We start from the raw sequence: 21,355 nt of genomic DNA on the forward strand, positions 1-21,355 counted from the left end.
ATGAGCAATCTAAGTATATTAATAAAAACTAATATAATAAATGAATTTAAATTAAATGCATTAAAAAAAGCTGATGATAGAGAAAAACAAAAAATAATGGGAATGATACTTTCAGCTTTTATCATAGCAGGATTATTAATTTTTTATGTAACGAGTTTAAGTCTTTCTTTAGTTGATATCTTAAAGCAAATAAATCAGATGGAAATGCTACTGATATTTGGTTTTGGACTATCGACATTAACAACTATTGTTACATCATTATATAAAACATCATCATATCTATTTCAAGCAAAAGATTTAGACATTTTGAATAGTTTACCTATAAAAGAATCTACAGTACTAGCAAGTAAGATATTAATGTTGGTTGGAGCAAACTATTTATTTTCTTCAATATGTATGATTATACCAGCAGTGGTTTACTTTTTAAATTCTGATGTAAGTATAACCTATTTCCCTTATTTGATATTGCTATTTTTAGCTTTACCACTATTACCAATAGTTGCTTCATCAATAATTTTCATATTTATAGGACAGATATCATCAAAAATAAAATACAAAAATTTAGTATTAATCATAGGTAGTATTATATTGATGTTGCTTTATACTCTACTCATGTCAAGACTTAATTCTATATCAGTTGAGATGTTAAAGAATAGTGTGTCTATTTTAGAGTCGATTAGAAAAATATATCCACCTATATATTATTTTGTTGATGCTCTTAAAACAGGAAGTGTAGTTTCATTTTTAATATTTATAGCAATTTCGATAATACCATTTTTTATGTTTGTAACTCTATTTGCAAAAAAATTTAAAAATATAAATGCTAGGATGAGTGAAGGATATAAGTCAAAAAGTTATGAGTTTAAGAGTCAAAAAACTTCAAGACCTTCAAAAGCCCTATTGAAAAAGGAATTTAAGAGATATACTTCTTCATTTATATACCTTTTAAATTCATCTGCCAGTCTGTTATTTCTGATAGTAGGTACAGTTTTAATATTATTATTTGGAGTAGATAAAATCGGTGAGTTACTAAAATTGAATATAGATTTTAATTTTATAAAAATACAATTATTAGGAGTATTCTTCCTTATAATAGTAATGAATTGTACAACATACTGTTCAATTTCTCTTGAAGGAAAAAATTTATGGATACTGAAATCTTCTCCAATAGATGAAAGAGAAATATTTTGGTCAAAAATATTGATGAATTTTTTATTGAATGCACCATTATCTATTTTATGTTTAATATTAGTATCTATAAGACTAGACTTTGGAATTCAGTTTATTATTGTATCAATCTGTTTACTTATAAGTTTTTCAATGTTTATAGCCTTGATGGGATTATTATTAAATTTATTATATCCAAATCTTGATTGGAAAAATGAAGTGGCTGTGGTAAAGAGAAGTGCAAGTATGATAATTACAATATTAGTATCATTAGCTTATGTAGTTATACTTGGAGGTATATATATATTACTTGGAATTTCGTTTTTAAATATATATATTATTTTAGTAAGTATGCTTACATTAATATTAGATTTTATGATATGGAGAATTATTTCTACTAAAGGAGTAAAAATATTTAAAGATTTATAGATGTATTTATGTCAAATAAAGACTTATTTTTTTAGTATTGCAAAGAATATGTTAAGTAGTATACTATGTATAGTGATATGAAAAAATTTAGGAGAAAATAAATGAGAAAATTATCCAAAAGAGAGAAAGATTTTATTCAATATGGATTTTTACTATTTTTGATATGTATTACTACTTATTTAGTATTAACTACTTTAGATGTAAAACTAATACCTAAAGTTATAAGACAAGTAAATAAAAATTATATATTCCTTGGTATATTAATAATTATAGTATATATGCTAATTGAAGCTGTTGTAACTCATTTGATAATAAATGCAGTTCAAAAAACAAAAGTAAAATTTATTGGTATTAAAATGGCTACAATGGGATTTTACTATAACTTAGTTACTCCATTTGCATCTGGAAGTCAACCAATGCAAATATATGCACTTACAAAATATGATGTGAGTCTTAGCAAATCAGTGGCTATAGTTACTAATAAGACTGTAGTATTTCAAAGTACAGTTACCGTATTTTGTGGAATTTTAATTTTGCTAAATAAGTCATTGCTAATGGCTCAAGTACATTCTGTAAGAACTTTGATAACTGTTGGAATGATTATGAATGTAAGTATGTTGTTAGGTGGACTACTAATAGTATTTAGTCCAAAACAAGTAAAAATGGTAGCAGAAGTTTTGATTAATTTTTTATCTAAATTTAAAACCTTTAAATTTTTAGATTCAAAACGTGACAGAGTAAATCATTATGTTGATGATTATAATTATTCTATAAAAATATTTATTAAAAATGTGAGAGTTCTAGTTTTAAGTATATTACTTACTATGTTACAATTAATAGCGTATTTTAGTATAGTCTATTGTGTTTATAAAGCTTCAAATTTAAAAGGAGTATCATATATACATGTAATGACACTACAGGTGTTTTTATATATGGCAATATCACCAGTTCCAACACCAGGAAATGTTGGGGCTAATGAGGTTACATTTTTTACTATGTTCTCCAATATAATTCCAAAAGAATTATTGGGGTATTCAGTACTCTTGTATAGTGGGTTTGTATACTATTTTATATTAATAATTTCAGGGATATTTACATTTAGGACGCATTATACATTAAATTCTTGGAAAAAGGAAGATAAAATAAATTCTAATTTAGATGAAGTTATTGAAAATTGAATTAACAAAATAATTAGGGAAATTCTATATATAAATATAGTGTTAGATAAGCTGTATTATATTAAGATATTTCCCTTTTTTGATTAAAATTATAGAAATTTGAAATAATAAGTAATAAATAGAAAAATTTATATTGTTTTGGAAGGAGAAAGTATGAAACAAGATAAAAAAAATGAAAAACAAAGTAGGATTTCTAAAATAAAACAAAGTACTGATAATAAACTTGAAATAGCTCAAGAGTTACATCCAAGTAAAAATATAGGAAATATGCTTGGATATAGAATAGATAAGAAAAAAATGAATCGACCAAGTTAATGAAAATATTGAAAATAGTACATTTTAAAAAATATATATAATGAAATGTATTATTGTTAAATTTAAACTTATTTTAATAGAAGAAAAAGTCGAAAAATATCTAAAAAAGATATGAATATAAATAATATTAATATATATATACTATAAACTTGACAAAATCAACCTTTTAATTACTAGTAAAAAATAGCAAAATTATATAAGCGTTATTTAATTGTCAAAAATGAAGGGTAAATTGCATATGCTAAAAAATATGATTGATAACATTTATTTGTGTGCTATAATTATATAGGAAAACAATAAGTATATTGCATAATGTATGCATATTGGGAGGAGAGACTGACATGGAATCATCTATACACACAATTGCTAGTAATAATTTATTGATAATTTTTGCTATTGTAAGTATAACTGGAATAATTTGTAGTAAACTTAGTGAAATAATAAAAGTTCCAGATGTAGTGCTATTTTTACTTGTAGGTATTTTAATAGGACCATCCTTTTTAAAATTTATAGATATTCGTGGTTTTCAAATAGAAAATCAACTAATACTTACATTTGGTTCTGCATTTATTTTATATTTAGGAGGAAAAGAAATAAGTTTAAAAGTGTTGAGAAATGTAAAGATATCTGTATTCTTACTAGCTACTTTAGGAGTTGTGATATCTTCTTTTATAATGCAACAAGTGATAGGATTTACTTTTGGAATAAGCACAATGACTGCTTTATTAGCAGGAACTATAATAGCATCAACAGACCCAGCTACTCTTGTACCTATATTTAATCAGGTAAGGATAAAGGATAGAGTAAAGCAAACTGTAATAAGTGAATCAGCTTTTAATGATGCAACAGGAGCTATATTAACATCAGCAGTGTTAGCTGTAATTTTATCAAATAAATTTTCATTAAGTGAAAATGTTTATGAATTGGGGACAATGGTTATTGTCGGAGTTGTAGTTGGTTTAATTACAGGAATACTGCTTTTGAAATTGGTTAATGATAAACCTTATGGAATATTCAAAGATTTTGCACCAATAATATCTGTTATTTCAGTTGTAGTTGCGTATGAATTATCTACAAAATTAGGTGGAAGTGGATATATGTCTTGCTTTATTGTAGGTATAATAACTGGTAATAAGAAAAACTTTAAAATTTGGTTAAGCCAAAAATCTTATGATGCAGATTTTTATGTTGCTGAAACTTTAGGTACTATTTGTCGTATGGCAATATTTATAATATTGGGTAGCCAAGTTAATTTAGCTCAATTAGGTAAATATTTTATACCTTCTGTAATTACAGTATTAGTCTTAATGTTCATAGCAAGACCACTTTGCGTTTTAGTTTGTACACTTGTAGATAGAGAAGCAAAATGGAGTAAAAGTGAAATATTATTTATGATGTGGGTAAGGGAAACTGGTGTAATACCAGCAGCACTTTGTGGTATTATTTCAGCAATGAAAGTTTCTGGATATGAAGTAATTTCATCAGTAGTATTCATGACTATACTAATTACATTAGTAATACAAGGAAGCACTACAAAATTGGTAGCTAAAAAACTTGGATTATTAGAAGAAGAAGTGATAAATATAAGTGAAAAAGTATCAACTTTTTAAGATTTTGCTTTAAATAATAAATATTAATGGCTATTTTAATATTGTCTAATGATAATTATTGAAATAGTCCTTTTTTATGTATAAGTAATTTACAGAATTTACATATTAAACATATTTATTATCAAAATTTGTTGAAGCTATGATATAATTAGTTGTATTTAAAATAAGAATAGCAAATAAGGGAGGAAATTTATGTTTACGGTTATGGATATTGTACAACCAGATACAGTAGAAGAAGCGTACTCAATTTTAAATAAAAGAAAAACTAATCAGGTGATTGGTGGAAGTGCTTTTTTAAGAATGGGGAAAAAAAGAATAGGAACAGGAATAGAATTATCTAACTTAAACTTAGATTATATAAAAGAAGATGAAGATTATGTTGAGATTGGATCTATGACTACTTTTAGAGCATTAGAAACAAGTTCCGTAATAAAAAACAATTTTGGAAGAATAATAGAAGATTCAGTTAAAGATATAATAGGTATTCAGTTTAGAAATGTAGTAACAGTTGGTGCAACAGTATTTTCTAAATATGGTTTTTCTGACTTGATAGTAGCATTGCTTTCATTGGATACGGAAGTAGAATTATATAAGACTGGAAGAATTAGTCTTGAAGAGTTTCTAAATAGAGATTATGAGAAAGATTTACTTATTAAGATATACATAAAGAAGACAAATAAGAGTGCTTCTTATAAATCACTTAGAAATGCAAAGAGTGATTATCCAATCTTAAATGTATCTGTATCAAAAAACATGAAACAATTTAAGTTATGTGTAGGAGCAAGACCTCAGAAAGCTACGATTGCAAAACAAGCTAGTGAATTTCTATCTAATAATGAAATCAACGAAATTAATATAGATAAAGCAGTAGAAATAGCATCAGAAGAACTAACTTTTGGTTCTAATATGAGAGCATCTAGGGATTATAGAAAAGCTATGAGTAAAGTACTTTTAAAAAGGGCTATAATGGAGGTTATTTAATGTTAGTGAAGATTAATATAAATGGGAAGAAAAAAAGTGTCGATATAGAACCAGAAGAATATCTGGTTGATACTTTGAGAAAAGTTGGTAATTTAAGTGTAAAAAGAGGTTGTGACACAGGATGTTGTGGTCTCTGTACAGTTTTAATTGACAAGAAACCTACATTATCTTGTGCAACATTGACATTGAGAGCTTTAAATAAAGAAATAACTACAATTGAAGGTTTAGAAAATGAAGTTAAAGAATTTAGTGAAGTTTTGGTAAAAGAGGGAGCTGAGCAATGTGGTTTCTGTTCTCCTGGTTTTATACTTACTGTACTTGCAATGAAGGATGAACTTGAAAATCCTACAGATGAAGAAATAAAGCATTATCTTACAGGAAATCTATGTAGATGTACAGGGTATATGGGACAGTTAAGAGCTATCAAAACTTATCTGGAGGTAAAATAGAATATGAATATAGTTGGAAAAGGAATCAAAAAAATAGACGGAATGAGTATCACAACAGGAAAACCTGTATATACAGATGATTTATCGGCAAAAGATGCTTTGATAGTAAAGATACTTAGAAGTCCTCACGCCTATGCAAAGATAAAAGATATAGATACATCAAGGGCAGAAATGGTTGATGGTGTTGAATGTATTTTAACATATAAAGATGTACCAAAATCTAGATTCACACTTGCTGGTCAGACGTATCCAGAGCCATCTCCATATGATAGATTAATTCTTGAAGATGTTGTAAGATATGTAGGTGATGAAGTAGCCATAGTAGCAGCTGTAGATGAAAAGACTGCAATTAAAGCCATGAATCTTATCAAAGTAAAATATGAAGTACTTACACCTGTTTTGGATTTTGAAGAGGCAATAGGAAATAAAGCTGTGGTACATGATGAAGATAGACATTGTAACTTTGATATAGGTATGCAAAGAGAAAAGAATATAGTATCGCATCATGATTATACAAAAGGAGATGTGGAAAAAGTATTAAGTAATTGTGATATAGTGATTGAAGAAACTTATTATACTCAAGCTCAAGCACATGCAATGATGGAAACGTATAGAGCATACAATTATTTAGACCATACTGGAAGATTGGTTGTAGTAAGTTCAACTCAAATACCATTTCATGTGAAAAGACATTTATCTCGTGCATTAGAGCTACCAGCTAGTAAAATTAGGGTTATAAAACCTAGAATTGGTGGCGGGTTTGGTGGTAAACAAACGGCATGTGTTGAGATTTTTTCGGCAATTGTGACTTTAAAAACAGGTAAACCAGCTAAAATAATTTATGATAGAAAAGAAACTTTTAATTGTTCAACAAGTAGACATGCAATGAGATTAAAGGTTAGGTTAGGTGCTACTAATGATGGAATAATAAAAGCTATAGATATAAATGCACTTTCTGATACAGGAGCATATGGAGAGCATGCATCTACAACTATTGGTTTGGTTGGAGAAAAAACTTTACCAATGTACAATAAAGTTGAAGCAACAAGATTTATTGCAGATGTAGTGTATACTAATAAGATGCCAGCGGGAGCACTTAGAGGGTATGGAGCATCTCAAGGATGTTTTGCTGTTGAATCAACTATAAATATGCTTGCTGATAAATTAAAAATGGACCCAACTGATTTAAGGTTAAAAAATGTGGTAACACAAGGTGAAACTACATTTGCATATGGGAAAACTTTAAATAGTGTAGATTTAGTAAAATGTATAAATAAAGGCAAAGAGCTTATTGGATGGAATGAAAAATATCCTTGTAAACATCTTGAGAATGGAAAAGTTAGAAGTGTAGGTATGGCAATTACTATGCAAGGTTCTGGTATAGAAGGACTTGATAAGTCTTCAGCTGAAATAAAATTGAATGACTGTGGAGATTATACACTTATGATAGGTTCTACCGATATGGGTACAGGAAGTGATACAATTTTAGCTCAAATGGCTGCTGAAGTTCTTGAGACAAGTATTGAAAATATAACAGTTATATCAGCTGATACTGACTTAGTTCCATATGACCCAGGTTCATATGCTTCAAGCACTACTTATGTAACAGGTATGGCAGTAGTTAAGGCAGCTCAAGATTTAAGAGAAAAAATAATTTCTGCTGGAGCAACTAAACTAGGTGTTGATAAGGATGAAGTAGAATTTGATGGTACAAAGTTAACTAGTAAAAAAGGTAGTACGTTACTATTTGATATAGCAGTAGATTCTACAATCGGACCAGATACTAATCAATTGATAGGTATTGCTTCTCATGGTAGCCCTGTATCGCCACCACCTTTTATAGCCGGTTTTGCAGAAACTGAAATTGACAAAGAAACTGGGAAAGTTGATTTAGTAAATTATGTGGCTGTAGTAGATTGTGGAACAGTTATAAATAAAAATCTAGCTAAGATACAAGTTGAAGGTGGAATTGTTCAAGGGATTGGAATGGCATTATTTGAAGAAGTTAGATATACAGAAAAAGGAAGCATGGATACAAATACATTTATGCAATATAAGATTCCAGCTAGATGTGATATTGGAAATGTTAAAGTAGATTTTGTTGAAACTTATGAGCCAACAGGGCCATTTGGTGCTAAATCTGTTGGAGAAGTTGTTATAAATACACCTTTACCAGCGATACAAGAAGCTGTGTTTAATGGAAGTGGTGTGAGAATAAATACACTTCCTATTACACCTGAAAAAGTTTTTATGGCAATGAATAAATAATTACTTATAAAATTCTAGGCTAGTTTTACATGTTAAACAACCAGTTATGTCATACCTGTTGAAAGATATTTAATAAGTAGTTATTATAATATTATGAATTTTACTTATAAAGTATAAAATTAACTAAGGGGATGATGTTTTGGCTGGAAATCTAAATAATATGAGAGCAGTAAATAATTTTAGAGGAGATAAGAACATTTTAGAATGTTTAGTCAGCTTTGAGGGTCGTTCAATAAGTCAGAGAAAAGTGAAGGTATTTTTTAAAGAAAAACAAAATCAAATAGAAATTGATTTTGCAGAAGAAGAAATTTCTAAAATAGTTGAAAATGTTGTTCTAAATACATCCTATCAAGAAATGTTATACGATGAAATAGAGAAACAACTAGAGATTGATTGTATAGGTACTTGGATGATATTATCTAAATTAAAAGACGGTAGAGTTCACTGATTTCAGAATAAATTATTAGAGCCTAATTTTAAGGCTCTTTTTTGCTGTTTTTTATTAACAATAGAAAATTTATTTTTAGTTTGTATATAATTGTAATATCATATATTTCATATATAGAAAATTGAGCTTATATGTATTATATTGTATAATATAAATTGAATCAGTAAAATAGTTCGTTAAAATAAATTGTTTGTATAAAATCACTGTTTAAGTTTATGGATTTTGTATAAAATAAAGTTATGTTATTAATTTTTTAGAAATAAAACTTTTACTAGGAGACAGATATGAGAAAAAACAGTATTAATATAGCACTAACTGCAGCTGTTACAGCAATCTATGCAGTTTTGACATTATCATTGGGATTCATAAGTTATGGTCCAATACAATTTAGGGTGGCAGAGATTATGATGCTTTTGGCATTTTTAGATAAAGGATATATAGTAGGTCTTACATTAGGTTGTTTTTTAGCAAATGTAATAGGACCATATGGTGTACCTGATATAATCTTTGGAACATTAGCCACATTTATAAGTGCAGGTCTGATTTATATTACTAGAAAGTTAGGTAGGCAAAATAAAATCACTTTGATTATAGCTTCTATATGGCCTACTATTATAAATTCGATTGTGGTTGGGCTAATGTTAAATATATTCTTTGGGCTTCCATTAATTTTATCTATGATACAGGTAGGTTTTGGAGAATTTGTAGTAGTAACAATTATAGGAGTACCATTTTTTTGTTTTTTAATGAAAAAATATAAAAATATTATTAATATTAAATTTTAAATAATATATAGTTACTTAATGATTGAGAGTATTATTAATGAAAAGAGGTGTTTATTTGTCAAAAGAAAAAAGATTGACTGATGTTTGGACGTATATTAATGATAGACAAAAGTTTACAATAAAAGAGCTGTCAGAGGAATTTAATCTTTCAACTAAAACTATCCAGCGATATTTAATAGAACTAAATAAAATGGGACTTCCAATTCAGACAGAGAAAGGTAGAAATGGAGGGTATAGAGTACTAAATAATAGCTATATACCTCCTGTTGTATTTACAGAAAAAGAGGTTATGACTATACTATTTGCACTTAAGTCACTTCAGATTTATAATTATAAATTAATGGAAATAGAAATTGATTCTATAATGAGAAAAGTAAGTTATGAGCGTAAGAGCAGTACAAGAATAGGCATAGAAAATATGAAAAGGTACATTGGATTTGTAGCTAATGATGAAGCTGTTAAAAGTAGTGATGTGGTTGAGTTTTTTAGAGCTTCCTCAGAGTCTCTAATTTTAAATATTAAGTATAAGTTTGGCAATCAAGTTTTGGAAAAAAATATATGTCCTATAGGTATATATTTAAATAAAGGAACATGGTTTTCACCAGTATATGATTATAAAAGTGATAAAATTATTTTAATTCGTATAGATAAGATAATTGAGATTAAAAAAGTAGGTGAAAGCAAAGAAGTACATATAAGTTTGAACGAGTGGTTAGAGACAGCATATAGTAATTTATATGAAAGTATATTAAGTATTAAAAAAATTGGTGAAACTATTTGCCTAAATGTATTATTAACTAAAGAAGGTGTTTCTAAAATAAAGAGTAGTTCTTATGATTTAGATATAAAGCTGAATGAAGATGGTAGTGGAGTAATTAACACATTCATAAAACATGAAGAAATAGATTGGTATGTTTCTATTTTATTTTCACTTGGAAGTGATGCTAAAGTTATGGAGCCAAAGTTTATTAATAAGTTGCTTTATGATAAGGCAGATGAGTTAAGATATTTTTATGAAGAAAATATGGTATAATATTTAGAAATGTTGAAATTGAATAATTATTAAGGAGATATATATTATAATGGAAAATTTTAATAAGAATGCCAAGATAATTGGTATTGGAGTTGAGGGTATTAATATAATAAATGAAATAGAAGAAAAAATAAAAGCAAATATGGATATAGAAAAAATCAATATAAGTCAAGAGATTGAAAAAGAATATGTTAGAAGTCTTTTAGATGGAGTGGATATATTATTTTTAGTATATTCATCCGAAGATAAACAGATTAGAGAGATTATAAAAGCTGTTTCATATATGTCGAATGAAAGAAGACTTTTATCTATAGGAATGGATTGTTCAGAAAAAGAAAATAAAGAAGATTTAGAGCTTGGAAGAGAATTTAAAATCAATAATGACAGTGTATTTAAATTTGTTGATTTAATGAATATCATGATAGAGTCTATTTCGGATTCCTGTATGATAAATATAGATATAACTGATTTAAAAGAAGCTATTTTAGGAGATAAAGGAATTAAGTATTCTTTTGAAGAATTTGAAGATACAAGGGGCTATAGTGAAATGGTTGATATTTTATTTGACAGAATGGAATATATCGGTGAAGAATTTATAAGTAAAAAAGGAATTATATTTGTTGAAGGAAATCCAAAATTTTCTATAATGGAATTGAATGATTTAATAAATAATATTCAGAGCAAGATAGAAGAGAGTTATGAAGTAATATTTTCTTTATATCTAAATGAAAATTTAGATGGAAACATTAAAGTAGGTTTATTGTATAATTAGTATATTTTAGATATTAAGGAGAGCATACATGTCTGAAAATATAGGAGTTACAGAGTATTGGTTAATGGAAGAATTTTTTTATCAGGAAACAGACACGCCACAGATTTTTAGAGAAGAAAGTATAATTGCACTTGGATTTGATATAAAAATAAATTTAAAAAAAGTATTCAGTATGGGAAAAAAATCAGAAAAGTATATTAATGAGAACTGTAATGACAAAGATTTTATAAAAAAGTTTATGTCAATTAAAAAAGGAGATTATTTTTTATATAAAGCATATCAAAATATAGAAGAAAAAGTTAAATGTAATGTGTCTATTGGTATGGTTGAAGAAAATTTTGAGAATGGATATGAATTAAGTCATATTTTAGGACATACACTACCAGTAAAATGGATGCATAATTTTGATATAGTTTCAAGTTGTAAAGTATATACAAGTGAATTTTATAAATTAAATAATAGTGAGATTAGCTCATACTTAGAAATTATTAAGTTACAAGATAAGAAATCACTGAGAAAAAGAATAGTAGAAGAAAGTGACAATAATAAATGGTATTTAAAAAACTATTATTATAAAAATGTAGATAAATGTGTAGATGATGAAGAATTATTTATTCAACCTACTAATCTAGAACAGTTGGAATACTTAAAAAGTATAAATACAGATGATTATATCTTATTATATAATAGTGAGAAAGTAATATGTGAAAATGACCATACAATGAAGAGTCTATTTGGTGTATGTCAAGTTATGGAAGGATTCGATAAGGAGAAAATAAGTACTTTGGAGGGAGGATATTTTTTTCCTGTTAAGTGGATAGAGTATGAAAAGGAGAATATAGATGGAAATGCGTGGGTTGTATTTGAAAACAATAGTTTAGTTGAAAAGTATGTAAAAAGATTTACTAATAAAATGCCCTTAAATACTATACTTTATGGTCCACCAGGGACTGGTAAAACATACAATACAAAGCAAATGGTTTATAATCTAGTAAATGAAACTAGCTTAAAAAACAGGGATTATACAGGTTATTCAGATTATAAAAACAATGTAGAATTTTGTACATTTCATCAATCATATGGATATGAGGAATTTATAGAGGGCCTTAAGTCTGATGGTGAAGGAAATTTTAAACCAGAAGATGGAATATTAAAGGATATATCCATAGAAGCATGTTATGATGCATTGAAATTTGAAAAAAAATTGAAGCTTGAGTTAGAAAAAGATAGCTTGACTTTAGAAGCTATAAAAACGAGAAAAAAGAAACTAGTATTAGAAAATATAGAATCTAGTGATAGTTTTAATTTTGAAGAATCAGAAAACTATGTTTTAATAATAGATGAAATTAATAGAGGGAATATATCTAAAATATTTGGTGAGTTAATAACATTATTGGAAGATGATAAAAGGCTCACTAAATTAAATCAGACCATTGTCAAATTACCATATTCAAAAGAAAAATTTTCTTTACCTCCAAATTTGTATATAGTTGGAACTATGAACACATCAGATAAATCAATAGCACTCTTAGATATAGCTTTAAGAAGAAGGTTTAATTTCGAAGAAATTATGCCAGATTATGATTTATTGTCTGTTGTAGATGATATAGATATTAGAAAAATGCTATCTACAATTAACAAAAGAATAGAGTTTTTATATGATAGAGACCATGTCATTGGACAAGCTTATTTACTTAGTGTAGAAAATATTAATGATATAGTAGTAGTATTTAGAAGTAAAATAATACCACTTCTTCAAGAGTATTTTTATTATGATTCAGAGAAAGTGGGTATGGTTTTGGGGGGAATTGGAAGAAATGAAAAAGATAAATACATTGTTTACAAAGAAGAACTTATAGCTTCTGAGTTATTTAAAAATAATAATACATCAATAATGGAGAGTAAAGTTAACTATTGTATAAAACAAAACATATCTAGTGAGGAGTTAAAAAATATATATGAGTAAAAATATATATGTTAAAGAAACTTACGAATGGATAAGAGTAGGTAATGGTGCAAATGAGCTTACAGAAATTGAATATGAAAAATTGCTTAAATATCTAGAGAACAATAATAATGTATTAAATAGTAATATAATAGATATTAAATACAAAAAACTTAGATTCATAAACTATGTAGGCATTATATGTTTTGAAAATGTAATACTTGAAATACTTCCTAAATTGTCATTAAGTGATAATCTTGTAAAAGACAGAGAAATGTTACTACAGATGCTTTCTACATGCAATAAAATTCCAATTATAATGAACGAAAAAATAAGATTGAGTTTGAAAAATTATAATCTCCTAAATTTTTTTGTTATGTATTTTATTGAGAGCATGCAAACACAGATGAAGAGAGGAATTCATTTTGAATATATAAATAAAATAGAGAACTTGAATGTTATAAGGGGTAAAATATTATTGAGTACATATGCAAGAGAAAAACAAATTTCTCCAATGAAAATAAAATGTGAGTATGATGAATATAGTGAAAATAATTTCTTAAATCAAGTTCTTAAAAAAGCATGTGTATCTATTTTATGTAGAATAAATGATAATTTAATTCAAGGGAAAATTAAAAAAATTTTAAGTTATTTTCAAAATGTAGATTTAATTTATACAGATAGAGAAAAATTATTAGATTATAAATTTTATAAAAATAATGATAGATTTAGAGATTGTTATTTACTAGCTAGACTTATACTTTTAAATTTATCTATGGATAACAGTCAAAACAATCAAGATGCATTTTCTATATTATTTGAAATAAATACTTTGTATGAAGAATATATAGGAGTTTTAATAAAAAGTATATGGGATAATTCATTTAGAGAGACATACATACAAGATAAGAGTAAATTTCTCTTAAAAAATGAACAAACAGGGAAGAAAAACTTTAATTTAAGACCAGATATAGTTTTATATGACTTAAAAAATGAATATGAAATTATAATTGATACTAAATGGAAAGCCATTGAAGTAGATTCAAATGTTTTTTACAGGTCAAGTGATATATATCAGATGTATGCATATATAACAACATATGAAAATGCAAAAAGATGTATATTATTATATCCTTGTATTCAAAAAGATAAAAATTATAGTTCTTGGAAATTATCAGAATCATTTAAGGGTAAGTTTATAGAAGCAAAAACTGTGAGATTAGATGATATAAAAAACACAAAAAATGATTTGAAAAAGATAATTTTCAATTATAAATTTTAAAAATAAGAATTTTAAAATTTATAAAAGTAATTTTATATACATATAAAAATTCTTAATAGCACAAAAAAATTCTAAAGAATTTAAATTAAAATTTTTGAAAATTATTTCTATATAAAACATGGCATTGTAATTGCTTATTTAATAGAGGATGCTTGTAAAATGAAGAAAGTATATCTACTAAATTGAAACTAAGTAGATATACTTTTTATTAAGCTTTGTTTTAAAAATAATACTATTAAATTATAACTAAGCTTTTCTGTTATGATATAATGAAATAGATAATGGGAATGATTATTATATAGAATACTTATTTGGAGTTGATATTTTATGGACAAACACAGTGATTCAGTAATGTATGGTGGAATGGAAGTATACAATATTTGGGGGACAACAACAGTAGACTCTATAATTGGAGATTCTGATGTAATGCGTGCTTTAAAAAATAGAATTCGCAAAATTGGAAATAGTGATTCTACAGTAGCTATAACTGGAGAAAGTGGCACTGGAAAAGAGTTAATAGCAAGAGCCATTCATCTCGCAGGAAACAGAGGGAATAAAACATTCGTTGCTATAAACTGTGCTGCTATACCAGAGCCTTTACTAGAAAGTGAACTTTTTGGGTATACAAAAGGAGCTTTTAGTGGAGCAGATTCAAAAGGTAAAATTGGTAAATTTGAATTGGCCAATGGAGGGGTCGTATTTTTAGATGAGATAGGAGATATGCCAATTCAACTGCAATCAAAGCTATTGAGAGTACTACAGGAAAAGAAGTTTACGAGAATAGGTTCAAATGAACTAATTGATATAGATGTTAGAATCATATCAGCTACTAATAGAGATTTATTTGAGTTGGTTAAGGAAAATAAATTTAGAGAAGACTTATACTATAGATTAAATGTAATACCTTTAGAGGTACCTCCACTTAGAGAAAGAGGAGACGATATACAAATATTAATAAATAATTTTATAGACAAATATTCTAGAAAGATGAAGAAAAACGTGTACCATATAGAACCAGATGTAGAACAAATGTTACTTAAATATCCTTGGCCAGGGAATATTAGAGAGTTGGAAAATACTATAGAACTTGCTTTAAATCTTCTTGAAGAAGATGGGATAATACATAAAGGTATAATAAACAGAAAGATAATTGAATATTTTAAGTTAAATAATATAAATATAAAACTACTTGAGGAAAATGATTATGAGATAAGTATGGAACAAGACATACTTACGCTTGAAGAATTTGAAAGAGCATATATAAAGAAAGTGTTAAAATTTTATGGAAATGATACTAAATCTAAAAAGCTAGCTGCTAAAAAACTTGGAATATCGCTAGCTACATTGTACAGAAAAATAGATGTATAATAATTAGACTTTTTATTCTCAATTCTAAAATTTGAAATTATAAAATTGATAAAAAACACTTAGAAAACTATTTTCTAAGTGTTTTTTTGTGTAATAGTATTTTATTATCCAAAAATAAAAAAAATTTAAAAGAGTTTAAAAAAATAAATGCTTTAACAAATTATCAAATACTAACCAATATAATAAAAATTATATATGTAAAACAATTATGTTAAAAAATTGGCATTATAATTGCTTCATATTGAATTGAGATGACAAAATAAAAAAAGAAAGGATGTTGTGTGAGATAATAATAACTGTCATTAAAAAATAGTTGGGAGTGATAACCTTGAGTAAATATCAAAAGAATATTTCTATGTTTGATATTGATGGAAGGCCACCAATTTTAAAGTGTTTACCACTATCAATGCAACATATATTGGCAATGATAGTTGGAACTGTTACAGTACCTATAGTAGTAGGAGGAGCTGTGGATGTTAGCCCTACACAAATAACACTTTTGGTGCAATATGCATTAATAATAGCTGGCATATCGACACTTATACAACTATATCCAATAGGAAATATTGGTTCAAGATTGCCTATAATTTTTGGAGTTGGTTTTACTTATGTACCAACACTTGTAGCAGTCGGAGGAAATTATGGATTAGCAAGCATTTTGGGTGCACAATTAATAGGGGGAGTGGCTACAGTATTAATAGGGGTATTCATAAAAAAGATAAGAAAATTTTTTCCGAATATAGTTGCAGGAACAGTAGTTTTTACAATTGGATTATCTTTGTATCCTATAGCAATAAATTATATGGCAGGTGGTGTAAATAGTCCTACTTATGGCTCCATGCAAAATTGGGCAGTAGCAGCTATAACACTAGTGGTAGTTATAGGTCTTAGTCAATTTGCAAAAGGATATGCAAAATTGGCAGCAATATTTTTGGGAATTATAGTTGGATATTGTGTATCTTTAGCTTTGGGTATAATAAATTTTGACCCTATTAGAGAGGCAGCTTGGTTTGCAGTACCTAAACCACTTGAATTTGGAATGGAATTTGATATGCCTGTAATAATATCGGTAGTAATTGTAAGTATAATCAATGCTGTTCAAGCAATTGGTGATTTATCAGCTACTACAATGGGAGGTATGGATAGGAATATCACGGACAAGGAATTATCAAGTGGAGTAATAGGAAGTGGAATTTGTACTATGATAGGAGCTTTGTTTGGAGGTTTGCCACCATCATCATATAGCCAAAACGTGGGAATGGTAGCTATGAACAAAGTAATAAGTAGATTTGTGCTTGGAATGGCTGGTATATTTATGTTATTGTCGGGGTTTGTACCTAAATTTGGTGCATTAATGACTACTATACCATATTCTGTTTTAGGAGGAGCTACAATATCTATATTTAGTATGATAACAATGACAGGGATAAAGTTAATTATTACAGAAGAGTTGTCATCAAGAAATATTACTATTGTTGGTTTGGCAATTGCTCTAGGAATGGGAATAACATCAGTCCCAGCAGCCCAAGAGGCATTTCCTTCATTTGTAAAATTGGTATTTGGAGAATCTCCAATAGTAATTGCTACACTAGTTGCATTCGTTTTAAATCTAATAATACCAAATAAAAGTCTAGAGGATGAAGCTAAAGAAAGAGCTGTTATGGAAGAGACTAATTAAGACATAATAATTTGAAAGGGTTGTTTAAATCATTTATTATGAGATTGTTAGATTGTTTTTGATAGCTATTCATTTTAATAAAAAATTTAACAAATAAATATATACCAGGCAATTAATGTTTATTCAAATAGGAAATCGGGGAGGGAATATTTGCAAGTTTGTTAATTTTTTATAAAAATAGCTCAGTTTAGCTGTGTTTATCGGTTGAGCAATAAATTCATGGTCATAAAAATATTTATAGAAAATATTTAGTCAAGATATTTATGTATGGGAGGATTTATTTTATGAAAACACGTAATACTTCAAAATATGATGTCGATGGGATACCACCACTAAAGGAATCAATACCTTTAGCTTTGCAACATCTATTGGCAATGATAGTAGGAAATATGGTACCTGCGATATTAATAGCAAACGTGGTAGGACTTAACCAGGGGCAAGCAACAATGTTGATTCAGGGCTCTATGTTAGCAGCAGGTTTGGCAACGTTTTTACAATTATATCCAATACCTTTATTTAAAGGATTTAAGTTAGGTTCAAGATTACCCGTAATGATGGGAATGAGTTATGTATTTTTAGGAGCATGTCTTTCAGTAGCAGCTAAAGATGGTTTAGCCGCTCTATTCGGAGCACAGATTGCTGCTGGGGTAATCGTATTCTTTGTAGGATTTGGAGTTAAGAAAATTAGACATATATTCACTTCAATAGTTTCTGGAACTATAATAGCATGTATGGGACTTGGATTATTTGCAACAGCTATAAAGAATTTAGCTGGCGGAGAAGGTGCACAAACGTTTGGAAATCCAATAAACTTTGCAGTGGGAATTATAGTTGCTTTTGTAATAATAATGATAAATAAATACGGTAAAGGTCTAGTAAAAAATTCTTCAATATTAATAGGAATATTAGTAGGTTATGCTATATCTTTAGTTTTAGGATTAGTTGATTTCTCAGCAGTTCAAGGAGCATCTATAGTATCTTTACCAACACCAGCGGCTTTCGGATTGGAGTTTAGACCAGAGTTAATAGTAATGTTTACTATTATTTACATAATAGGTATAGCTGACATGATGGGTGCATGTACAATAGCTACAATAGGAGCAATGGATAGAGAGGTAACTGATGAAGAGTTATCATCAGTTGTTTTAGGAAATTCTGTAACTTCTATAATTTCGTCATTATTTGCAGCTCTTCCAACTGGAGTATTTAGCCAAAATACAGTAATTGTATCTATGAATAAAGTTACAAGTAGATTTGTAATAGCACTAGGTGCACTTGTATTATTACTAGCAGGAATATCTCCAGCACTAGGAGCAATAATGACAACTATACCATCTTGTGTTGTTGGAGGAGCAACTTTAGTAGTGTTCTCATCAATAGCAATGTCTGGTTTTTCCATTATGAGTATGGATGGATTTACTGAAGAAAACAATCTTATAGCAGGTGTATCTATAGCAACAAGTATAGGTCTTACAACTGCTCCACAAGTTTTAGACCAATTTCCAGCAACAGTTGGAACTGTCCTTGGAGGTTCAAGTATAGTTTCTGGAGCAATAGTAGCTATATTACTTCAAACATTATTTAAATTAAAGTCAAGTAAAAATGCTGAAAACGTTACTTCAAATTTTGAGGAAAATATTGGATAAATGTATTAGATATGATATGAGAAAGCCATATGATAAAATGTTGTAATGAAAGTATTCGAAGGGGGATTTAAGATGATTGATATACTAATAAAAAATGCAATAATTGTTACAGTTAATAAAGATAGAGAAGTCATATTCGATGGAGCAATAGCTATTCAAGGTGATAGAATAGTGGATATAGGAAATACCGCTGATATTGAACCTAAGTATCTCAATGCTAAAAAGATTATAGATGCTAATGGAAAAGTGATATTCCCTGGTTTTATAAATACTCATAATCACCTATTCCAAGTATTATTAAAAGGTTTAGGCGATGATATGGCACTGCATGAGTGGTTAAATACAATGATGTTTCCATCAGCAAAATTCTTAACAGAACAAGATACTTATGATGCTGCAATGCTTGGATGTATGGAAGGTTTAAAAAGTGGTATAACTACAATGGTTGATTATATGCATACACATAATAGACCAGGGCTTACAGATGGAATAGTAAAAGCATATAAAGATTTAGGTATAAGAGGAGTTGTAGGTAGAGGCTGTATAGATTTAGGTATTCATAAAGAGCTTATAGAAGATGTGGAAACGGTTGAAAAAGATTTGAGAAGGGTATTTGAAAAATATCATAATTCAGAAAACGGAAGAATAAAAATCTGTGTAGCACCTTCTTCAATGTGGGCTATATCTGAAGAAATGGGTAAGATGCTTTGGAATATAGTTAAAGAATATGACTCGTATTTTACAGTTCATATATCTGAAACAGAATTTGCAAGAACAGCAACAAAGGATATACATGGAGAAATCGATATAAAATTGCTTGAAAAATGGGGCATAGTAGGTCCAGAAGTTGTAGCAGTACATTGTGTATGTATAACTGATGAGGACATGGAAATGCTTAAAAAGTATGACATAAAAGTTTCTCATAATGTAGCAAGTAATATGTATCTTGCCTCTGGTGTCGCACCTGTTCCAGAAATGTTAAAAAAAGGCATAAATGTAAGTTTAGGTCTTGATGGTGCAGCAAGTAATAATGCACAAGATATGGTAGAGCTTATGAAACTAACAGCTTTACAACATAAAGTAAATAATTGTGACCCTCTTGCAATTTCTGCAGAGAAAGTTCTTGAAATGGCGACAATAGAGGGAGCAAGAACTCTTAGAATGGAAGATGAAATAGGTTCTTTGGAGATTGGAAAAAAAGCTGACTTAGTAATATTTAACTCAATGCTTTCTCCAAAATCAATACCTCTTCACAATCCTGTATCAACTTTGGTATACTCAGCCAGTATGCATAATGTAGAAAGTGTTTTAGTTGATGGAAATATAGTGCTTGAAGATGGAAAAGTAACTACAATCGAAAGTGAAGAACAAGTATTACTTAATGCACAACATGCAGCAGAAGAATTATGTAAGAGAGCTAATGTAACTAATAGAATGGAAGGACATAAGTGGAATAGCTTATACTAATATTAAAATGAGATTGTAATAATATTCTATTACAACATTAGTTTATCTGTAGGAGGAGAAAATGGAAAAAATAAAATTAAATATTAATGATTACATGTATGAAGTAGAAGTTGAAAAGAATGAAACTCTTTTACATGTACTTCGTGAAAAATTAAATCTAACTGGAGCGAAACAAGGTTGTAATAGTGGCAGTTGCGGAGCATGTAAAGTTTTGATAGATGGTGTTGACATAAAATCTTGTAAACTTTTTGCAAGAAACTGTGAAGGTAAAGTTATATACACTATAGAAAGTTTTGCTAATGGAGAAAATCTTCATCCAATACAAGAAGCTTTTATAGAGGTTGGAGCTGTACAATGTGGATATTGTACTCCTGGTATGATTATAACAACACAAGCTCTTTTAAATAGAAATGCATCTCCTAATGAGGATGAAATTAGAGAGGCTTTTAAGGAAAATCTCTGTAGATGCACAGGATATGTAAAAATTATAGAAGCTGTAAAATTATCTGCAGCTAGATTAGGGGGTAGATAATT

Annotated in this window: 18 protein-coding genes; all 18 read left to right on the forward strand. The window is 28.0% G+C overall.

What is annotated here, in order from left to right; all coding sequences use genetic code 11:
* The 18 genes from IR152_RS01975 (at position 1) to IR152_RS02060 (ending at position 21,353) form a co-directional block, all read left to right on the forward strand.
* Positions 1-1,596, forward strand: coding sequence for a putative ABC transporter permease subunit (locus IR152_RS01975; protein ID WP_227450149.1), 1,596 nt, complete (start codon positions 1-3; stop codon positions 1,594-1,596).
* Positions 1,597-1,697: 101 nt separating this feature from the next.
* Positions 1,698-2,774: a lysylphosphatidylglycerol synthase transmembrane domain-containing protein gene (locus IR152_RS01980; RefSeq protein WP_227450150.1), complete on the forward strand. Its 1,077-nt coding sequence runs from the start codon at positions 1,698-1,700 to the stop codon at positions 2,772-2,774.
* A 153-nt stretch (positions 2,775-2,927) separates the two neighbouring features.
* Positions 2,928-3,089: a DNA polymerase III gene (locus IR152_RS01985; protein ID WP_227450151.1), complete on the forward strand. Its 162-nt coding sequence runs from the start codon at positions 2,928-2,930 to the stop codon at positions 3,087-3,089.
* A 341-nt stretch (positions 3,090-3,430) separates the two neighbouring features.
* Positions 3,431-4,699 (forward strand): cation:proton antiporter, encoded by a 1,269-nt coding sequence (locus tag IR152_RS01990; protein WP_227450152.1) that lies wholly within the window; start codon positions 3,431-3,433, stop codon positions 4,697-4,699.
* 192 nt (positions 4,700-4,891) lie between these two features.
* A complete protein-coding gene (locus tag IR152_RS01995; RefSeq protein ID WP_227450153.1) occupies positions 4,892-5,680 on the forward strand; it encodes an FAD binding domain-containing protein in 789 nt (262 codons plus the stop codon).
* Positions 5,680-6,129 (forward strand): (2Fe-2S)-binding protein, encoded by a 450-nt coding sequence (locus IR152_RS02000; protein WP_227450154.1) that lies wholly within the window; start codon positions 5,680-5,682, stop codon positions 6,127-6,129. The genes IR152_RS01995 and IR152_RS02000 overlap by 1 nt, the downstream gene beginning before the upstream one ends.
* A gap of 3 nt (positions 6,130-6,132) precedes the next feature.
* The gene (locus IR152_RS02005; RefSeq protein ID WP_227450155.1) at positions 6,133-8,397 is read left to right on the forward strand and encodes a xanthine dehydrogenase family protein molybdopterin-binding subunit; all 2,265 of its coding nucleotides are present in this window, start codon (positions 6,133-6,135) and stop codon (positions 8,395-8,397) included.
* 139 nt (positions 8,398-8,536) lie between these two features.
* Positions 8,537-8,845 (forward strand): hypothetical protein, encoded by a 309-nt coding sequence (locus tag IR152_RS02010; RefSeq protein WP_227450156.1) that lies wholly within the window; start codon positions 8,537-8,539, stop codon positions 8,843-8,845.
* A 284-nt stretch (positions 8,846-9,129) separates the two neighbouring features.
* Positions 9,130-9,630, forward strand: a complete 501-nt coding sequence (locus IR152_RS02015; protein WP_227450157.1) for a QueT transporter family protein — start codon at positions 9,130-9,132, stop codon at positions 9,628-9,630.
* A gap of 55 nt (positions 9,631-9,685) precedes the next feature.
* Complete coding sequence (locus tag IR152_RS02020; protein ID WP_227450158.1) at positions 9,686-10,663, forward strand: WYL domain-containing protein; 978 nt, start codon at positions 9,686-9,688, stop codon at positions 10,661-10,663.
* Positions 10,664-10,712: 49 nt separating this feature from the next.
* Positions 10,713-11,435 carry a cell division protein gene (locus IR152_RS02025; RefSeq protein WP_227450159.1) on the forward strand — a complete coding sequence of 241 codons (723 nt, stop codon included), beginning with the start codon at positions 10,713-10,715 and terminating at the stop codon, positions 11,433-11,435.
* Between the two features lie 28 nt (positions 11,436-11,463).
* On the forward strand, positions 11,464-13,401 hold the full coding sequence (locus IR152_RS02030) for an McrB family protein (protein ID WP_227450160.1): 1,938 nt from the start codon (positions 11,464-11,466) through the stop codon (positions 13,399-13,401).
* Positions 13,394-14,662, forward strand: coding sequence for an McrC family protein (locus tag IR152_RS02035; protein ID WP_227450161.1), 1,269 nt, complete (start codon positions 13,394-13,396; stop codon positions 14,660-14,662). The genes IR152_RS02030 and IR152_RS02035 overlap by 8 nt, the downstream gene beginning before the upstream one ends.
* A 327-nt stretch (positions 14,663-14,989) precedes the next feature.
* The gene (locus tag IR152_RS02040; RefSeq protein ID WP_227450162.1) at positions 14,990-16,030 is read left to right on the forward strand and encodes a sigma-54 interaction domain-containing protein; all 1,041 of its coding nucleotides are present in this window, start codon (positions 14,990-14,992) and stop codon (positions 16,028-16,030) included.
* Positions 16,031-16,385: 355 nt separating this feature from the next.
* Positions 16,386-17,708, forward strand: coding sequence for a uracil-xanthine permease family protein (locus IR152_RS02045; protein WP_413927463.1), 1,323 nt, complete (start codon positions 16,386-16,388; stop codon positions 17,706-17,708).
* 284 nt (positions 17,709-17,992) lie between these two features.
* Positions 17,993-19,354, forward strand: coding sequence for a uracil-xanthine permease family protein (locus tag IR152_RS02050; protein ID WP_227450164.1), 1,362 nt, complete (start codon positions 17,993-17,995; stop codon positions 19,352-19,354).
* 72 nt (positions 19,355-19,426) lie between these two features.
* Positions 19,427-20,821 carry an amidohydrolase family protein gene (locus IR152_RS02055; RefSeq protein WP_227450165.1) on the forward strand — a complete coding sequence of 465 codons (1,395 nt, stop codon included), beginning with the start codon at positions 19,427-19,429 and terminating at the stop codon, positions 20,819-20,821.
* Positions 20,822-20,882: 61 nt separating this feature from the next.
* Complete coding sequence (locus tag IR152_RS02060) at positions 20,883-21,353, forward strand: (2Fe-2S)-binding protein (RefSeq protein ID WP_227450166.1); 471 nt, start codon at positions 20,883-20,885, stop codon at positions 21,351-21,353.
* Positions 21,354-21,355: the final 2 nt, after the last annotated feature.

It is taken from the genome of Clostridioides sp. ES-S-0108-01, from assembly GCF_020662285.1.
Classification (GTDB): Bacteria; Bacillota; Clostridia; order Peptostreptococcales; family Peptostreptococcaceae; genus Clostridioides.

What these genes read in the sequence shown, in the direction of transcription:
- IR152_RS01975 (WP_227450149.1), top strand. Translation starts at nt 1, where the DNA reads ATGAGCAATCTAAGTATATTAATAAAAACTAATATAATAAATGAATTT.
- IR152_RS01980 (WP_227450150.1), top strand. Translation starts at nt 1,698, where the DNA reads ATGAGAAAATTATCCAAAAGAGAGAAAGATTTTATTCAATATGGATTT.
- IR152_RS01985 (WP_227450151.1), top strand. Translation starts at nt 2,928, where the DNA reads ATGAAACAAGATAAAAAAAATGAAAAACAAAGTAGGATTTCTAAAATA.
- IR152_RS01990 (WP_227450152.1), top strand. Translation starts at nt 3,431, where the DNA reads ATGGAATCATCTATACACACAATTGCTAGTAATAATTTATTGATAATT.
- IR152_RS01995 (WP_227450153.1), top strand. Translation starts at nt 4,892, where the DNA reads ATGTTTACGGTTATGGATATTGTACAACCAGATACAGTAGAAGAAGCG.
- IR152_RS02000 (WP_227450154.1), top strand. Translation starts at nt 5,680, where the DNA reads ATGTTAGTGAAGATTAATATAAATGGGAAGAAAAAAAGTGTCGATATA.
- IR152_RS02005 (WP_227450155.1), top strand. Translation starts at nt 6,133, where the DNA reads ATGAATATAGTTGGAAAAGGAATCAAAAAAATAGACGGAATGAGTATC.
- IR152_RS02015 (WP_227450157.1), top strand. Translation starts at nt 9,130, where the DNA reads ATGAGAAAAAACAGTATTAATATAGCACTAACTGCAGCTGTTACAGCA.
- IR152_RS02025 (WP_227450159.1), top strand. Translation starts at nt 10,713, where the DNA reads ATGGAAAATTTTAATAAGAATGCCAAGATAATTGGTATTGGAGTTGAG.
- IR152_RS02030 (WP_227450160.1), top strand. Translation starts at nt 11,464, where the DNA reads ATGTCTGAAAATATAGGAGTTACAGAGTATTGGTTAATGGAAGAATTT.
- IR152_RS02035 (WP_227450161.1), top strand. Translation starts at nt 13,394, where the DNA reads ATGAGTAAAAATATATATGTTAAAGAAACTTACGAATGGATAAGAGTA.
- IR152_RS02040 (WP_227450162.1), top strand. Translation starts at nt 14,990, where the DNA reads ATGGACAAACACAGTGATTCAGTAATGTATGGTGGAATGGAAGTATAC.
- IR152_RS02045 (WP_413927463.1), top strand. Translation starts at nt 16,386, where the DNA reads ATGTTTGATATTGATGGAAGGCCACCAATTTTAAAGTGTTTACCACTA.
- IR152_RS02050 (WP_227450164.1), top strand. Translation starts at nt 17,993, where the DNA reads ATGAAAACACGTAATACTTCAAAATATGATGTCGATGGGATACCACCA.
- IR152_RS02055 (WP_227450165.1), top strand. Translation starts at nt 19,427, where the DNA reads ATGATTGATATACTAATAAAAAATGCAATAATTGTTACAGTTAATAAA.
- IR152_RS02060 (WP_227450166.1), top strand. Translation starts at nt 20,883, where the DNA reads ATGGAAAAAATAAAATTAAATATTAATGATTACATGTATGAAGTAGAA.